At 28.9% G+C, this 19008-nt stretch carries 14 protein-coding genes and 1 pseudogene; 2 read left to right on the top strand and 13 right to left on the bottom strand.

What is annotated here, in order from left to right; genetic code table 11:
• Positions 1-129 precede the first annotated feature (129 nt).
• From KGF39_RS00770 to KGF39_RS00750, 5 genes are all read right to left on the bottom strand, one after another.
• A complete protein-coding gene (locus tag KGF39_RS00770; RefSeq protein ID WP_227820813.1) occupies positions 130-834 on the bottom strand; it encodes a response regulator transcription factor in 705 nt (234 codons plus the stop codon).
• The gene (locus tag KGF39_RS00765) at positions 825-2432 is read right to left on the bottom strand and encodes an ATP-binding protein (protein ID WP_054272465.1); all 1608 of its coding nucleotides are present in this window, start codon (positions 2430-2432) and stop codon (positions 825-827) included. The genes KGF39_RS00770 and KGF39_RS00765 overlap by 10 nt, the downstream gene beginning before the upstream one ends.
• A gap of 263 nt (positions 2433-2695) precedes the next feature.
• The gene (locus tag KGF39_RS00760; protein ID WP_227820812.1) at positions 2696-3874 is read right to left on the bottom strand and encodes a hypothetical protein; all 1179 of its coding nucleotides are present in this window, start codon (positions 3872-3874) and stop codon (positions 2696-2698) included.
• A gap of 224 nt (positions 3875-4098) precedes the next feature.
• Positions 4099-4593, bottom strand: coding sequence for a threonine/serine exporter family protein (locus KGF39_RS00755; protein WP_227820811.1), 495 nt, complete (start codon positions 4591-4593; stop codon positions 4099-4101).
• Entirely contained in the window at positions 4594-5355 is a 762-nt protein-coding gene (locus KGF39_RS00750; RefSeq protein ID WP_227820810.1) for a threonine/serine exporter family protein, read from the bottom strand.
• A 671-nt stretch (positions 5356-6026) separates the two neighbouring features.
• Between KGF39_RS00750 and KGF39_RS00745 the strand changes: the two genes are divergently transcribed.
• Positions 6027-8861, top strand: coding sequence for a sigma-54-dependent transcriptional regulator (locus KGF39_RS00745; RefSeq protein WP_227820809.1), 2835 nt, complete (start codon positions 6027-6029; stop codon positions 8859-8861).
• A gap of 42 nt (positions 8862-8903) precedes the next feature.
• Complete coding sequence (locus KGF39_RS00740; RefSeq protein ID WP_227820808.1) at positions 8904-10148, top strand: D-alanyl-D-alanine carboxypeptidase family protein; 1245 nt, start codon at positions 8904-8906, stop codon at positions 10146-10148.
• Positions 10149-10861: 713 nt separating this feature from the next.
• On the opposite strand, the pseudogene KGF39_RS00735 reads toward KGF39_RS00740, so the two are convergent.
• The 8 genes and pseudogenes from KGF39_RS00735 to KGF39_RS00700 form a co-directional block, all read right to left on the bottom strand.
• Positions 10862-12304: pseudogene (locus KGF39_RS00735) on the bottom strand (cell wall-binding repeat-containing protein); the annotation flags it as partial.
• A 428-nt stretch (positions 12305-12732) separates the two neighbouring features.
• Positions 12733-14127: a sensor histidine kinase gene (locus tag KGF39_RS00730; protein ID WP_227820807.1), complete on the bottom strand. Its 1395-nt coding sequence runs from the start codon at positions 14125-14127 to the stop codon at positions 12733-12735.
• Entirely contained in the window at positions 14120-14767 is a 648-nt protein-coding gene (locus tag KGF39_RS00725; protein ID WP_227820806.1) for a response regulator transcription factor, read from the bottom strand. The genes KGF39_RS00730 and KGF39_RS00725 overlap by 8 nt, the downstream gene beginning before the upstream one ends.
• A gap of 417 nt (positions 14768-15184) precedes the next feature.
• Positions 15185-16024: a PTS system mannose/fructose/sorbose family transporter subunit IID gene (locus tag KGF39_RS00720; protein WP_227820805.1), complete on the bottom strand. Its 840-nt coding sequence runs from the start codon at positions 16022-16024 to the stop codon at positions 15185-15187.
• 23 nt (positions 16025-16047) lie between these two features.
• Positions 16048-16806, bottom strand: coding sequence for a PTS mannose/fructose/sorbose/N-acetylgalactosamine transporter subunit IIC (locus tag KGF39_RS00715; RefSeq protein WP_054272448.1), 759 nt, complete (start codon positions 16804-16806; stop codon positions 16048-16050).
• Positions 16807-16849: 43 nt separating this feature from the next.
• Positions 16850-17323, bottom strand: a complete 474-nt coding sequence (locus KGF39_RS00710) for a PTS sugar transporter subunit IIB (RefSeq protein ID WP_227820804.1) — start codon at positions 17321-17323, stop codon at positions 16850-16852.
• 28 nt (positions 17324-17351) lie between these two features.
• Positions 17352-17768 (bottom strand): PTS sugar transporter subunit IIA, encoded by a 417-nt coding sequence (locus KGF39_RS00705; protein WP_054272446.1) that lies wholly within the window; start codon positions 17766-17768, stop codon positions 17352-17354.
• 50 nt (positions 17769-17818) lie between these two features.
• Entirely contained in the window at positions 17819-18871 is a 1053-nt protein-coding gene (locus tag KGF39_RS00700; protein ID WP_227820803.1) for a galactitol-1-phosphate 5-dehydrogenase, read from the bottom strand.
• Positions 18872-19008: the final 137 nt, after the last annotated feature.

Raw genomic sequence — 19008 nt, 5'->3', positions numbered from 1 at the left:
AAAAGTTCACTTTGAGACACCCCCTTCATTATAAAATATACATAACTATTTCTATTTGATTTAAAGTACTTATATTTTCTCATACAATAAATAATTTCTATATGCTTACTATTCATCTTCATTTAGTAACTATTCATCTGCCATACGATAACCTACTCCAACCTCTGTTAAAATATATTCTGGTTGAGCAGGATTCTTTTCAATTTTTCTTCTTATGCTTGCCATAAAAACTCTAAATGACTGGTTTTCACTTTCATAGTAATTTCCCCAAACTTTATCTATTATGAATTTATGAGTTAAGACTCTTCCTGAATACTTAGACATCAATTCAATAATCTTATATTCAATTGGAGTTAAATGTATTTCTTCATTATTAATTGACACAATATGATTTTCATAATCTACCTTTAGATTTTTAACTTCAAAAGACTTTGGAACATCATTGTTCATATTGTCTTGTTGAACTTTATTTCTAAGGGCTACACGTACCCTAGCTAAAAGCTCTGTTACACTAAAAGGTTTAGTCAAATAATCATCTGCTCCTCCATCTAAAGCTTCAACTTTATCCCTCTCAAGTTCCCTTGCTGAAACAACAATTATTTTATTAGTTTTAGCACAAGCTCTAACTCGTCCTATTACCTCAATTCCATCAATATCTGGTAGTCCTAAATCCAAAATTATTAAATCTGGGTCAAGAGAATGTATAAGCGATATGGCTGTTCCTCCATTATCCGTCTCTACACACCTATAATTCTGAGTTTCAAGAGATACTTTTATAAATTTACAAATTGGTTTATCATCTTCTACAATTAGAACTAATGGCTTTATTTCCACTCGTCTTTCGCCTCCTCCTCATATATAGGTATACTAAATCTAAATGTAGCTCCTCCAGAAGGATTATTAAAGGCGACAATTTCTCCACCATGAGCTTCTACTATAGATTTACATATCTCTAATCCAAGACCAATACCTCTTCTTTCAAGATTTCTAGACTTATTCTTAGTATAAAATCTATTAAATATATTATTGATATCTTCATTTGGTATTCCTTTTCCATTATCTGAAACTTCAAATAGTACTTGCTTTGATTCTTTTCTTACAGTTAATTCTATATTAGAATTCTTAGGTGTATGCCTTATAGCATTATCAATTAAGTTTACTAAAACTTGCTCTATTAATAATACATCTACATGAACTATTATTATCTCATCTGGAATATTAGTTTGTATATCTCTGCTATTGGCAAATTTTTTGACTCTTAATATGGATTCAGCTATTATTTCATCAACAACCTCTGGTCGTTTTTCAATATCCAATTTTCCTTCATCTATTCTGGTCATACTAAGTATATTCTCAACAGAATGAGTTAACCAACTCGTATCTTCATATATATTTTTCAATAATTCTACTCTAGTTTCTTTATCTATTACATCATCATTTTCAAGCATAGTTGAAGATGACCCCAATATACTTGTAAGTGGAGTTCTTAAGTCATGAGAAATTGATCTAAGCAAGTTTCCTCTTAAACGTTCCCTCTCTGCCTCGAGATTTGCTTTTTTATTCTTTTCAAATAAATTTTCTCTGTCAATTGCCAACGCAACCTGTGTCGAAACTGCTTCTAATAGTATCTTTTCATTTTCTGTAATAATATCTATTTTAAAACATGCAATACCTATAACACCAAGAACATTTGATTCTTGCCCTTTTATAGGAAAGTAATATGCACTGCTATTTTTACAATATTTTGTCCCAATTCCAACTGGATTACCTGTCCTAAAAGCTTCTTTTATAGCTTCCTTTTCTAATACTGAATGGAATATATTCTCACTTCCATCATTATTACAAATATAAATACTTGGCTTACCTAGATTATTATTACCATCTGCAATGGTAACTATAACAGTTCTATTTAATATATTCACTAAATTAGACCCACAAAATTCAATAATTTGATTTTTATTTTTTGCTTTAAGTAATGTTTTGTTATTCTCATAAAGTAGTCTTATCATCTTTTCTCTTTTATGAGAAAGTCTTACTTCTCTTTTTATCCTAGAAGTTAGGGTACTTGTTATAATCGCTGCCATAAGCATAATACAAAAAGTCATAGGATAATCTTTTCTATAAGCTAAAAAAGTATATAATGGGTGTGTAAAGAAAAAGTTAAATGATAGCACTCCTATTACTGAAGAAAGTATTCCAAAAAAATACCCATATGTTATGCTTGTAGCAAATAGTACACCTAATATGTATACTAGTATAATATTAGATTCATTAAAACCTACTTTTTCAAAAACTACTGATATTCCAGTAGCAACCATCATAACCAATATAGTTTTTATGAAGTCCTTAATAATTACTCTTCTACTGAGATAGTCATCTTCGTCATAATCGTACTCTTTTAAGTCTTCATGTTGTAGTCGTTCCTTTTTCATTTACTACAATTCCTCCTTATTGTTACTGTTTAAATTGGCTCTATTGTATATAATACAATTTTATCATAATAAATTCAATCAATACATTTAATTAATGTACTTAAATTACTAAAAGGTGCTGTCTTAAAATGAAAATAAATCTCTATTTCAAAACAGCACCTCTATATATTTAAATTACTAATTTAATTTTTACATACTTAAATCATTAGTTTTATTCAATTTTATAAATTATAATATCTTAATATTTGATTTATAGAATATTTCTATCCAACAAGCATAAATATAAAGTGGGAACATATACCTGCACATAAACCACCTATTGTATGTGAAAGTATAGCTTTACCAGCTAATGGTCTTGCCTCTAAAGCATCCATCATCCCTATGTGTGTACTTAGGTATCCACTCCAACACATACCCATTGCTGTAAATACTGCTATATCATTAGGAGTTATAGCACCTGATTTTATAAATTCTGGTACTAAAGATATTGCTGCTCCAACAGCACCTAATGCAGTTACAGGGAATGCTATTGCTTCTGGTGATGTAAATCCAAATAATGGCTCTATTATAAAGCTAATTTTATCACCAATAGCAGGTAATAATTTTATACCTTCATATGCAGCTCCTGTGTAAACAGCTTGACCTGTAGCAGGGTCTGTAGATGGCCCAAAAGTTAATAACATAACTAATGTACAAACTACTAAAACTCCTGGTATTATAGCCATACCCATTTCAACACCTAACTTACCACCTTCAAGTATAGCATCCAATGCTCTTTGGAATACATTACCATCTCTTATTTCTCTAAACTCTTCAATCTTTGCACCTTTATCATTTACTTGCTTTTCAGTATCATTTTTAGGGTCATAATTATAATACTTTTTAGTAAAAGTCAACATAATTCTAACACTAATAATACTACCTATTATTGCCCCAACATTACCTATTATAGCTGGTAGTACATATTCTTTACCTTGAGCTATCATAAAAGTTGTTACAATAAGTCCCATACCAAAGGCTGTTCCTAAATTACATAGAGCAGGTACTTGATACTTCTTAAAATATTGTGTAAATGTTTTGTCTTTAGCAAATGGTATAATAGCTGGATTATCAGATAAATATGTTGCAACTACTCCTGCTATACTAGCACCAGGTAAGCCCCATATAGGTCTCATAAGACCCTTAAATATCTTATTAACTAAAGATATTACTCCAAATTCTGAAAGCAATGCACTAAGTGCACCTGCAAGAACTGCCATCGCCATTATTAAAAATACTGTGTCTAATAAAAGCGCATGCGCTGTACTCATTATTACTTTAAACATCATTCCTGCACCCATGATGCTTCCTACATATCCAAATCCTACTGCCAATAGTACAATAAATACGAAGGTTTCCATACTTACTGCCTTGACTCTTCTCTTATCCGACAGCTTTTCCATTTTGAAATCTTCCCCCTTTTAATTTTAAATTAAGGTTCCTAACATTGGTACAAATTTTTTGGTGCAAACTGAACACTAAAACTTACACTCGTAATGCAAGTTGTCAGTTTTTTGAAATAAAAAAAATTACGTTTATAGAATAAGAATATCTCCTTTAATTTGGATACTCTTATTCTATTTTATGTTATTATATTATCATCCTTTTATCTAAAAGTCAATTTTTTCTATTTTTGCGATTTAATTTTATTTATATTCTTTTTATATTTTTCATTTTCTTTTATTTTTGTAATCACTCCATATAAGTTGACTTTTCTAAATACAGTAGTTATAAATACCAATCCTAATGCGATTGAACTTGCACATGATAATGTACTCACACCATACTCTACTGCTTTGATATAATTATTAGTTAATACAGAGTACATAGTATTATATATTCCATAACCAGGTACTAATATTATCAAACAACAAACACTTAATGTAGTCGCTGGAGTCATATAAATTCTGGCACATAACTCACAATATATTGCAAAACAAACTGTAGCTATAAAAAAACATAGATTTTCTGTTACTCCTATATTTAAGCAAAATTTATATGAAAACCAAGCTATACTACCACCTATACCTGACAGTATCAAATTCTTTCCTTTCATATTAAATAGCACTCCAAAGCTTAAGGCTGTAAAAAAAGCTGCTATTACTTCTATAAACAAATGCATTTATATCCCCCCTAATTTGAAGTACAATCCAAGTACCAAGAACATTCCTACTGCTATAGACACACCTATAAAAAATACTTCTGCTAATTTTGCAAGACCAGAAATTAATTGTCCATCTAATAAATCTCTTAGTGCATTAGTCAAAGCGAGCCCAGGAACTAAGAGCATTATTGCTCCTGCTATTAGATGGTCTAGTGTCTTTATAAATCCGAGCTTCAAAATTACAATTGAACAAAAAGCTATAATAACTGCTCCTATTGCATTTACAAAGAAATCATTGAGGGAGGATTTACTTAAGTACATAGTAACAAACTTAGTCAGAATTCCCACAGTAAATGTAGCTATAAACTCTTCTATATTTCCTCCAAATAATATCGAAAAAGTCGCTGCTGCAATACCTGCAAAAAATATTGTTATTAAATCTGAGTAATAGTTATCTTCACTTATCTCATCTAAAATTTTCTCACATAATTCAATATCTAGATTGTTTATACTTATTGCTCTTGATAATGAATTAACCTCATGAACCAAGTTTAGGTCTACTCTCCTTGAGCTTATTCTTTTAATTGCTGAATGTAATTTCCCATCTACAAACACAGATGCCATTACAGCTGTCGGAGTCGCAAATACGTCTACATGGTTTATTCCAAAAGATTGACATATTCTAGTTATCGTTTCTTCAACTCTATAAGTTTCTCCTCCACTTTGCAACATGGCTTTACCTGCGTTTGAGGAAAAGTTTAAAATTCTATCTATATCCACAAAACATATCTCCCATTCTTTTATAGTGTTATTCATATTTTATTACAAGATATTGTTTATTTAAACTATTTTAAATAAACAATATCCAATATTTACATTTTATGAAAAAACTTGTTTTTTATGCTTGTCAAAACCAAACTTTAAAGTTATTTACACCATAAAATGGCTGAATTAATACTTTACAAACACTTTCAACCATTTATATAACCTTTTAAATTGTACAGCATTTTATTCTAATAAAATTATCTATATTTCTCGTTTTTTGATTTCTAATCTTTACAGCAACTTAATACCTAAATCTTTACAACACAAAATATTATTTTACAATATAGAAGATAATTATAAATGTGTGTAAAAGTATATATTTAAGCTGTACACAACTTTATTATTCACTTTTATTTCTCTTAATATATATCAATTATACATTAATAAATGATACTACATATATTGAAACATATTAAAAAACTTATATTTCTTTGTATAACAACATAATACCTTACTTAAATTCATAAAAATCTATGTCTAATATAATGTAACTCTTATTTTAACACCATACATTACACAAAACAACATATTAAAAAGTAAAATATCCACTATAAACCTTATTTTAATACTGAAGATATATTATAATATATTTAATATAACTTAAATATAAAGAAAGGAGACAGCATATGTTAAGAAAAGATAAAGTTCTATTATCACTACATAAATTATGTGAAAATATAACTTTAAAAGACCTTCAATCAGAGAAAGCAGGATTCACTACTATAGAAATTGCTAACCATTCATCTCTTGATAGAAGTAATACCAGTAAAGAATTAAATAACCTATACAATGAGAAAAAAGTTATAAAAATACCTGGCAAACCCATTTTATTTTTACATGCTGGTGTTATTGAAAATTTAATTGGTCGTACTTTAAACAGCTCTGAATTTTCTATAAGCAATTGTAATGAACTATTTAAATCAAGAAAAAATGCCTCAGAAGATATTTTTTCGACATTACTTGGACATGATTCTAGTCTTAAGCTAGCTATAGAAAAAGCTAAATCTGCTATACTCTACCCTCCAAAAGGTCTTAATACATTACTCATAGGACCTACTGGTGTTGGAAAAAGTACATTTGCCGAAACAATGTATAAATATGCTGTAGAAAGTGGAGTCTTTTCCTCTAAAAGTAAATTCGTAGTATTTAACTGTGCTGAATATGCAGAAAATGCTAGTCTACTATTAAGTAATTTATTTGGTTATGTTAAAGGTTCTTTTACTGGTGCTAATAAAGATAAATTCGGGATAGTTACACAGGCTGATGGAGGTATATTATTCTTAGATGAAATACACAGATTACCACCAGAAGGTCAAGAGATGCTTTTTCTTTTGATGGACAAAGGCATATACAGACGATTAGGAGAATCCGATATTGTACACAAAGCTACTGTTTTTATTGTGTGTGCCACAACAGAAGATATACATTCTTCCCTACTTGGGACTTTTTTAAGAAGAATACCTGTTACAATTAACCTACCTGCTTTACAGGATAGGTCCTTAAAAGAAAGATTATCTCTTATTAAATACTTCTTTATTATAGAGTCAAAATACACCAATGCAACGATAAGAGTTCACAAAGATGTAATTAAATCATTACTCCTTTATGATTGTTTTGGTAACATAGGTCAACTTAAATCTGACATACAACTTATGAGTGCAAGAGCCTTTTTAAATTACAAGACTGGGCTCAAAGATAATATAGAAATAGATTTGTCTCTTGTTCCTGATTACATCTATACTGGTCTTTTAAAATTGAATGAAAATCGTGGTAATCTAAATAAATTATCAGAACTTGATTATATGCTTTTTTATGAATTTAATGGTAACAACTTAGAGGTTGAATATACAAAGGAACTATCTAAATACAATATAGATGTACAAAACAATGGGTTTAAATATTCTACAGAGATTCCTTATCTGGAAAATGATATAAGGAGTATGTTTATAAATTACATGGAAAAGTACTCTACAAAATTACTTTCAATATCTTCAGTAACTAATTCTGATTATACAAGTAATGAAATTTTTAAGGTAATCAATCCAAAGATTTACTATGCTGTTGAACATTCTTTAAAAGAGGCTGAAAAAATATCGAGAAACAAATATACAAAACAGACTTATATTGCTCTTTCAATGCATATAAGTGCACTTATAGAAAATATAAATCAAGACACATATAATCCTAAGTACAATTTATATAATGACAAAATTTTCTTAGAGAAAGATTTAAATATAGCTAAAATAGTTTTAAGTATAATTGAAAATGACTTACAAACATCTTTACCTAAAGATGAGGTAAAATTTATATCTATGTTCTTAAATAGCACATATCTTGAACAAAATAATCAATCTGAAAGTATAGGGGTCATAATACTTGCTCATGGAAATTCAACAGCAAGCAGTATGTGTGATGTAGCAAATTCATTGCTTGGTACAAACCACTGTAATGCAATTGACATGCCTCTTGATGTAAAGGTAAGTACTATACTTGATAAAGCTATAGAATTGGTAAAAGAATGTGACGAAGGTAAGGGTGTACTTCTTTTAACAGATATGGGCTCTCTTATAGCTTTTGGAGAACTTATTTCGGAGAAAACAAAAATTAAAACTCGTTCAATTGAAATGGTGTCTACTCCAATAGTTTTAGAAGCAGTAAGAAAAAGTACACTACCAGAAATGACTTTGGATGAATTAGCTAATTCTTTAAGTTCTTTAAATCCATATATTGGACGTGCAGCAATTGATTCAACAGAAATAAATTATCCTGAAAAGTCAAGAGAGTATGCTATAATAACGACTTGTATAACAGGTTATGGTTCAGCTATGAAGATAGCAGATTTTATAAATTCTTCACTTAAAAGTATCAATAAATATAGTATTAATTTAGTTCCTCATAATATAGAGAGTTTTAAAATGTATAGAAATAAATTTAGTAATACTAAAATTTTGGCAGTTGTTGGCAGTGTAGATTTTAATGTAGCTAATACCCCATTTATACACATAGAAGAACTACTAAATGGATATGGTTTAGATATGTTAAACAAAATAATAGAAGGTATATTTAATGCCAATAGTATTACCAATATAAAAGAAACAAATCTATCATATAATAGCTTAATAATAAACTTTATGTCTCAAAACTTAGAACTTTTGGACTCTGTTAAATTATTCAACTATGTCAATTCATCCTTATTTTCAATAATAGAATTAATAGATGAAGACTTAAAAAGCAAATTTAAACTAGGTTATATACTACATTGCTCTTTTATGATAGAAAGATGTTTTAAAAATACAACTTTTCCATATAATAACATTACTGCGTTAATTAGTAAAAATTATGAACTTTATAATTTAATACGTGAGGCCTTCAAGTCAACAGAGGCTTATTTTAATATTTCGATACCAGATGAAGAAATTGCCTATATAATAGATATGATTAATGAATATCTAAATAAATAAAACTTACAGCACCTATTTTGTGCCTGTTAATTAATATATGAAATGGAGGATGAGATTTTGAAAGGAAAAATAAAACAGTTAACAATACTTGCATTAATTTTTATATTTATAACTCCTGGATTTGCATTTGCAGATACTCCACCAGTACCAAACTCTTCAAGAGCAGCACTGCTTATAGACCAGGAAACTAAAAGAATATTATTTGAAAAAAACAGCGATGAAAAAATGCCTCTAGCAAGTTTAAGTAAAATGATGACCTTTTTATTGGCAATAGAAGCAGTTGATAAAAATAAAGTAAAAGAGACTGATATGGTAAAAATAGACAAGTCTACAGCTTCAGTAGGAGGTTCTACTTGTAAACTTAAAGATGGTGATGAAATATCTCTAGGAGAACTTATGCAAGGTCTTATGTTAGTATCTGGAAATGATGCTGCTATTGCTATAGCTAAACATATTGGTAAAACTGAAAAGAGTTTTGTAAAGATGATGAATAAAAAAGCTGAAGAAATAGGAATGCTTGATACGTATTATTTTAACCCAAATGGTCTTCCTATATATACTGACCCAGAACATAAAGAACCTCCTATTGAGAATATATCAACAGCTCATGATATAGTTACACTTGGAAAGTATATGTATGACCATTATGAAAATCAAGTTACTAGAATAACTACTATGCAAGTATATAATGATACTAAGAAAGATTTTACACATTATAACACAAACCCTCTACTTGTTTCAGTACCTGGCGTTGATGGAATAAAGACAGGTTATACAGATAATGCTGGATATTGTCTTGCATTTTCTATGATGGTACCTAAAGATGCTAAAAATGAAAGAAAACATAGATTGATAGGTGTTGTACTTGGTGATGGTAATAATAAGAATAGAATTTCTTCTTCTGCTAGTTTATTGAAGTATGGTAAAGATAATTTTCATTCTAAAAAGATAGCTAATAAGGGTGATATTATAGAGACTCCTTGTGTTGATGGTATTGATGATTTTAAAATAACGGTTAAGGTTGATAAAGATTTGTATGGCATTGTTTCAGATAACGAGAATATCAATCCTAAGATAGTGTTTAAAAATATGAATTATCCTATTCACAAGGGAGATATTGTTGGTGTTGCAAAGTATTATAATGATTCTGGTAAGTTTGTTGGAAGTGTTAATGTGAAAAGTGAAAGTAATATAGGATGTATTCCTTTGAAGGATAAGATTAAGATTAAGGTTGCTAAGATAAATAGAAAGCTTGAGGTTAAAAATTCTATTTGTTTTAAAGCTTAGTGTTTAAAGGTTAGATGAGATTTATAGAAGACTCCACTTTATGGTGGAGTTTTTTGTTTTATACAAAAAATTAAAATAGTGGCAACAATTGAGTATGTGAGGGAGAGTTGCCACTATTTTGTATAGGGTATTATATTATGTTTTTAAGCTAGTTTTACTATCTTCTATGTTTATATGATAACTCTTGTGTGTGAATTTAATTGATAATTAATATGAAAATTATGTGAAATTTTTGATTTATTTGTAATATATTCTACAAATATTATAATTTTTCTACTGGATATGTACCAATAATTATAAAAACCATTATAAATGATACTATTAACTTAGTCTAGTCTGGAAATATTTATGTGAAGCTTTATGTGAGTTTTTTATATAAATATTATTCTAAGCTTACTGATTTAATATACCAAAAGGGCTGTAGGTAAGTTTACTTTTATGCAAACTTAATCACAGTCCCTTTTACAAATTAATTCTATTTATTAAAATTAAAAATATTTACTGCTATTCTACCTAATTAAAGATGATACTGTTGTTGCTGTTTTAGCTGGTACTGTTACTTCTATTCCTATTGTATCTGCTGTTTTACCACTTGATTCTTGTGTTACTGTAAATACTAATGTTACTTTTGTTTCTGCATCTGGTGGCACTATTGTTCCATCTTTCTTTATAACTCCTTCATCACTTGATGTTTTTATCACTATTTTATATCCATTTGATACTGTTGGCATAGTTAGTTTAGTAGCATCTTTTTCTGGTGTAGGAACACTTGTTATTTTTGCTGCTTCATTATTTTTTACTTGACTTGCTCCAGATGCTACTGTTAAACTACCAATCTCACCTTTAGAATTATTCTCTATCTTAGCTCCATTTTTATCATTAACTTTTAAGTTAGTTATTTTTCCATAGTTAACAAAAGTTCCATCTTTTACATCATCTATAACTACATCATCCACTTTTGCATAGTTATTTACATCCCCATTAGGCATATTGATAGTTACAGTCTTTGTATATGTACCATTTAAGTTTACTGTTACTGCTTTATCAGTTTGTATTGTAAATGCTTCTTTAACCTCACTAGTTGGCTTAAAGTTTATAACATCATTAGCAGTAGCTTTATCTACAGCTGATTTTAACTCAGAAATTGTTTTAGCTTCAACTGTTCTTACTTCTTGTAATGACTTTATTTCATTAAATGCTGTCTCATTACCATTTCCACCAACTTTAGTTATCTTATCAAAACTCTTAGAATTAACTAGAGATTTTTGTGAAGCTGATAGATTTTTTCCAACTAAAACTACTGGTGATTGATTTTTTGCACCTAATACACCTACTGCTAATGCATCTATAAGTTGGTCTTGTTTATTCATACCATCTTTAGTTACATAAGCATTTTTTAAATCTGTTTTCTTATAGAATTCTTTTACTACTTTTGCATTTGTATCATTTCTATCTGTTCCACCCAATCTTGTACTATTTGGTAGTTTATTTTTAACAGCTTCAGAAACTGAACTATCTCCACCCACTACATAAGATTGAGTTATTCCAGCCTCTTTTATAAATTTGTCTGCAACTGCTGTTCCATTTTTAGAATCAGCAAGTATTACTGGCATGTTGTTTTGTGCAGCTGGTGCTCCTACACTTACTGCATATGCAAGCCCTTTTTCACCATTAACTACAGCTATTTTCTTAACATCACTTATAACACCTAATTTCTTTGCTAATTCTAAGGATGTTTGGTATCTTTTAGCTCCAGAGATTCTTTCAAAAGATATTTTTAAATCTTTTATTTCTTTTTCTATATTTGTACTTAATACAGAAGTTCCACCTATTAAGTATACTTTTTTAGCTTTTAATCTTTGTATTTCTGCTTTCGTCTTATCATTTAATTTATCTTTAGCTATTGAAAGTATTGGAGCATTTTTTGCCTTTGCAAATGGTGTTGCAGATAGAGCATCTGCTATAGATGAGTCGTTTACTATTACTACCTCATCAGCATTTTTCCATCCATCTTGACTTATTTTAACAGCAGTTTCATATCTTTCTTGTCCTGTTAAATTTGTTGCTACAGTTTGTGCACTAGCTATGCCTGCTGTTGAGCTTCCAGCTATCATTGTCACTGTAAGTATTGCAGCAATCTTCTTTGGTATTTTCATTGTATTTTCTTCCCCCTTGTCCATTTGATATTACTTAATTTTTTAACTTTGTTCCCGTTCTAATTCTAATGGATACTTAATATCTAATTTTAAAGAGTTTTTTTAACTATAATGATTTCATAATTAATTTATAATTATTTTATTATTTTTTTATATTGTAGTCGTTATAAAGGAATAAGGAAATTTTCTTATTAATTGAAAAATTTGTAAATTTAGATTTTAAAGTAAGTTTGATTTTTATGTTAATGAATTGTAGTAAAAAAGAAGGTTTTTTATAAAAAAAGTAGCCTTTAGAAAAAGTGCTACTCTTTTTATAAATAAATTTTATTATTTATACTTGTAATTATATGTTAAATAACCAATTTTATCCATATGAAAACAAATAATTGAGATATTTTTTTAATTATTCTTTATATTTACATTTTAATTCAAATTACTTTTATAAAGATAATATAAAACTCTATCATTCCATCACAAATTTCAACCCTGTATCTAAAATTATTTTCTTCAAGTATAGCTCTAACTATAGTAAGACCAAGACCAGTACCAGAAAGCTCTTTACTTCTCGACTTCTCTAAAACATAAAAAGGCTTCCATATATTCTCTATATCATCCTCCATATCATAATCTATACCGTTTTTTATTGATAACATAATTCTCTCATTCTCTTCAAAAAGATTAATCTCTATTTCATTATTACTAGTATACTTAATTGCATTACTAATCAAATTATTAAATACCATATCTATACTATCTTCATCAGAATTTATTATAAGTTCTTTATCATCTATACTACACTTAACACTTATACCACTTCTATCTATCAACAACTCATAGTTTTTTAAGCTTTTATACAACCTTTCCTTTAAATCCACTTTACATAGATTTCTCTCCCTCTTCTCATACTTCGCCCAATATAAAAGGGCATTTATTGTATTGGTCATATTTTCTGCCTGCTCAATTATCGTATCTGTATAAGTCCCATCATCTAAACCATCTTTCATACCTATAGCATATGCTTTTATAAGTGCTATTGGAGTTTTCATTTCATGAGATGCATCTGATATAAAAGATTTTAGATTCTCATTTCTCTTATTCAATTCATTATGTGCTTTTTCAAGCTTTACACTCATTATATTTATGCTATAAGCTAACTCCTCTATTTCATCATTCGTTTTTATATCTTCAGTCCTAAAATTTAATTCAGAGATATCTTTAGATAAAAGCTTTAACTTTTCCATAGGTCTTATGATTCTATTTGACAATATAAATATAAGTATAGTCATTATGACTACTGAAAAGACTCCCATAATTATATTAAACCTATTTACGATACCAATAGTTTCTTCAGAATGTTCTATAGGTATAGATATAGCAAACAAGTAATTATCTTTCTTCATAAACTTTACAAGTAAACTATATTTCGTTTTACCTTGATTGTATATTTTATTTATACTTTTATTGTCAATATTTTTTAAGCTATTTTCTTCAATCCAAAACTTATTTAAATTTAGGCCTTTCTTCCAAAATTCACTTAATAAATCTTGATTTATTTTATCTATATTACCTTTATCTTTGTAATTTTTATCTAATTCTACATATACAATAGCTGTATTGTTTTTTTCCTCAGTTAAACCAATATCTGTTTTTAATTTATTTATATCTTTATGTTTAATTTCATCTGCAATATTATTCAATACATTTCTTTTCTCATGCAAATAATATCTATGAATAAACATACTATTTATAGTTATAGACATTACATAAACAACTACAACTACTATCGATATACTTATGGACAATTTTTTATTCAGTTTAGTCATTAAAAACCTCCAGACTATACCCTAATCCTCTATAAGTTTTTATTATATCCTCACCTATTTTTACCCTTAACCTTCTTATATGAGTATCTACTGTTCTAAAATCGCCCTCATAATCCAATCCCCATACTAAATCTAAAAGTTTTTCCCTAGACAAAACAATCCCTTTATTATCGATTAGACAACGCATTAATTCTAATTCTTTTTTAGTCAATAACAGCTCATTATCACCTTTAAAAACCTTATTTGACTCAAAATCTATTTTTAAATCTTTGATATTAATTGTGTCTTTATAATTTACTAGTTTTTTAGCCCTTATTATTAAAACTCTAGGGTCAAATGGTTTTTTTATATATTCATCTGCTCCTATACTAAGGGCTTCTATTTCATCTTCACTTTGACTTTTTGCTGTCAACATAAGTACCTTTGTATTACTACTTTCCTTTATTTCTTTGCATACTTCTATTCCATCAATTACTGGCATCATCCAATCCAATACTGCTAAATCTATTTTATTTTCATAAAAAATATCTAAAGCTTCTTCCCCATTTTTTGCAGTAAATACATTGAAGTTTTCCTTTTTAAAATATGCACAAAGTATCTTAAGCATACTAACCTCATCATCAGCAATTAATATGTTCATCTATTCACATCCCTAAAATTCTTATTATATTTCATATTATATCCATTGCTTCAATTATATAAAAGATATGTTACAGGAAGTTTACAACTATTCATAATATATTGGTTACATATTATAACATTTTGGTTATACATTATAATATTTTGATTACATGAATTTATATATTTTTGAAACTACTTAAGACTTTATATACAAATGAAAAAGTACCTCATCCTGATTAAAAATCCTTCTGAGATACTTTTTAAAAGACTATATACTCTATATAGCTTATACAATATTAAATTTTAATTTATTATAATTTTAATTCACCCTAAATATATCCTAATTACGAGACTTTTTACTATACATTTTACTACACGCTACAAATACAATCATTCAATTTAGAATCCTAATTTGCACAACAACATATATATTTATTTAAAATAATCCCAAAATACCTGTAATAGCCCCAACAACTATTAATATAAACATTATTTTTATTGGAGAAATACCTTTTTTTAAAGCAAAGAGTACTAATAAAGTAAGTACCAAAGGAATTAATCCTGGAAATATCTTATCAAGTAAATCCGTTTGAAGACTAAATTTAAAATCCCCACTAGTATAACTTATTGGTGTAGATAAATTGATAAATCTACCTACCAGTCCTCCCATAACTAAAGTCCCTAGTATAGAAGCCCCTTCTATAACCTTATTTACTATTCCACCTTGAAGTATACTCTCAACAGCTTTTTTCCCATATTTATATCCATTTGTCCACATTCCAAAAGAAATTGAAGTCATTATTATATATTGAGCTATTACAAATAATATAGGTCCTGCGATTGACGCTCCTCCTTCAGTTAAACCAATACAAACAGCTAATACTATAGGTGTTATAACCCCTTGAGTTAATGTATCACCAATTCCTGCTAGTGGACCCATCAAGCCTGTTTTGATAGCATTCATTCCATCCCCACTTATCTTATCCGCTCCATTAGCTTTTTCTTCTTCCATTGCTATTGTTATTCCATGTATAACACATCCACATATAGGCTCTGTATTAAAAAAGGCTAGATGAGTCTCCACTTCTTGCTTTAATTCTTCCTTATCTGGATATAATTTTTTAAGTACTGGTAACATTGAATGCGAAAAAGCTGTTGATTGTAATCTTTCATAATTGTAGTTAGATTGTGCAAAGAAAAACCATCTCAGCCATGATTTTATTACATCTTTCTTGCTTAACGTTTTCTTAATCACTTCATTTTTTATATCTGACATAATAAATTCCCCCTCACATGTATTTAAGATGTAGCACTATCTTTTCCATATTTGATTGAAGTAATTGTAAGAGCAAGTATTACTCCAATAACAGATATTACTATTATATCTACTTTAAAATAAACAGCCATTAATATTCCTAATATGAAAAAAGGCATAGTGAATTTGTTTCCAATCAACTTTAAATTCATAGCAATTCCAAGTGCTGGCAACATAGCCCCAATTACATTAAATACATGTAATACATTCTCATTCATTACTTCCAACATACCATCTATCGCATTTGGACCAAAATAAACAACTAATAATGCTGGTATAAAACTCATTGCAAATAACAGTATCTGTGGTGGTACTATATTTATAAATGCTACCCTATCAACATTCCCTTTTTGAACTTCTCTATCAGCCCAATGTGCAAAAAAAGAATTTACTGTCATCTTCCCAATCCAAAGTACAGTTGCAACAGTGCCTAATGGAACAGCTATTGCCATTGCAGTACTTACATCTAGTTTAGAGGCTATAGCTAAAGCAGTACCTACATATCCTGCAAAAGCTGGGTCTCCCATCTGAGCTCCTCCTGCTGATATAAAACCTAAATATATCATATTTATACCTGCTCCTATAATTGCTCCTTGAACAGGGTCTCCTAATATAATTCCCGTTACAAATCCAGCTAATAAAGGTCTATTCCATGTAAAAAATCCAACATAAGTCAACCATGGACTCCAAGAAAGATAATAAAAAATTGCTATTAATACTGCTTGAATTAGTGAAATTTGCATGTTCTTCCTCCTTATTTAATTTTAAAGATTTACAAGATAGTCTTTATAATAACGTTCCTACATCAATTTTCTTTGCATCTGGCACTATTTGTATAAAGCATTTAACACCTTTTGATATTAATTCTTTAAATATTTCTTTTTCTTCATCTGACACAGATATGTTTTTATAAAAACTTTTTCTACCAAGCCCAGCTCCCATACCCCCAACATTCAATTCCTTTAAATCTACACCATTATTTACTAGACCTAAAACAGTTTTAGGATATTTGACCAATACTATTAAATTTTCATCCCCATTATGTGATTTTAGTACTTCAGCACCTGATTCTACATCATGTACCTCAACCTTAACAGTTGATGGTGCTGCCATTTGTAAAACTTGAACTATAAATGGGTCCTTTACAACTAAATCATCTACTATTACTATCCTTTTTGCTGATGTAATCTTACACCAAGCAGTAATAACTTGACCATGTATTAATCTATCATCAATTCTTGTTAATGCTATATTGCTCATAATAATTCCTCCAGATTTTTAATTTATTTTATATATTTAAAGCTGTTTTCACATCTTTAATCCCTGACATTCCCACTTGTGTACATAAATTCTTTAAGTCTTTTAACTTCATAGTATCTCTGTTTAAAAATAACTCTAAAAGCATAGGTAAATTTACACCTGTTAAACATTCTAACTCACATTCCTTAGCAAACTTATTTATTACAACAGCAGATGTATTAAATGGAGTTCCACCATAAAAATCAAGCAAGATTAAAACACCTTCACCTTTATATTTTTCAATTCCTTCTTCTAATCTTCTACTAAACTCATCTATGCTGTCGCCATGGTTTAATCCTAAAGTTTCTACATTTTCCTGTTTGCCTACTATTAATTCAGCACTTTCTAACATCGCTTTAGCCATATTTCCATGTGCAGCTATAATTATTCCTGCCATATGAATCATACCTTTCTTAACTAAACTTTTTTGTATAGATTATTATTTGGTACTCTAATCTAATTAGCTATATTAATCATTATCTTACCAAAGAAAATATCCCTTTTGTATACCTTTTCAAAATAAGCTGGTACTTCTTCTAAATTTATTCTATGTGTTACTAATTTTTCAACATTCATATCACCCTTCTGCATATGATACAATCCAGTACTCCATTCTTTTCCTGGAAATGGAAAGGAATTTCCAAACCAAGTGCCCTTTACAGTTAGCTCATTTCTTACTATCTTTTCAAATTGTTCTCTAGTCAAAGCTACATCTCCATATGGTATACCTGCATACAATACTGTCCCTCCCTTTTTAGCTAGCAACAATACCTGACCACATGTCATTGGAGTACCAGCCGATTCAATAACAATATCTGCACCAGCTCCATCAGTTAAACTTTTTATTTCTTCTACAAGATTCTTTTCCTTTGCATTTATACAAATATCTGCCCCCAACTCTTTTGCCAAGTCTAGCTTTTCATCAAATACATCAACAGCTATTATTTTTGTAGAACCAAATATCTTTGCCCATTGTATTGAAAATAATCCTATTGGACCTGTACCAAGTACTACAACAGTATCTCCAACTTTAGCTTGTGACCTAAAAAGACCATGCCCTGCTATACACACTGGTTCCAGAGCAGCTGCTGTTTCATAGCTTATTTCATCTGGTATTTTTATTAAATTTCTCTCTTTTACCTTTGTATATTCTGCAAAACAACCTCCAAGTTCTTTATTTCCTATTATCGCTACATTATTACATCTTGAATAGAATCCTTTTTTACATTCATCACATTCAAAACATGGCATAGCTGGACAAACAGCAACTCTATCTCCTATTTTAAAACACTTTACTCCTGTACCAACCTGTGCTACTTCTCCAGAGAATTCATGCCCTAGAATTTCTCCAATCATATGTGGACCCGTCTTTGAATATTTTGATATATCAGAACCACATATTCCAGCTACCTTTACTTTAATTATTACATCATCTTTTTCTAATATTTTTGGTACATCCACATCCTCTACTCTTGTATCTCTTATACCATAGAATCTAACTGACTTCATTATTAACCACCCCTAATTTTTATTTGAATATATTTATCTTTTATATGTCAGATATATAAAGCAACTTTCATGCCAATATATGTAAGTACTGTCTTCATGCGTATTATAAAATTATCATTAAATGTGTGTTAAAGTGT

Source organism: Clostridioides sp. ZZV14-6345 (assembly GCF_020657775.1).
Classification (GTDB): Bacteria; Bacillota; Clostridia; order Peptostreptococcales; family Peptostreptococcaceae; genus Clostridioides; species Clostridioides difficile_D.
The sequence above is the reverse complement of the archived record's forward strand: the minus strand, read 5'-3'. Positions and strand labels throughout refer to the sequence as shown.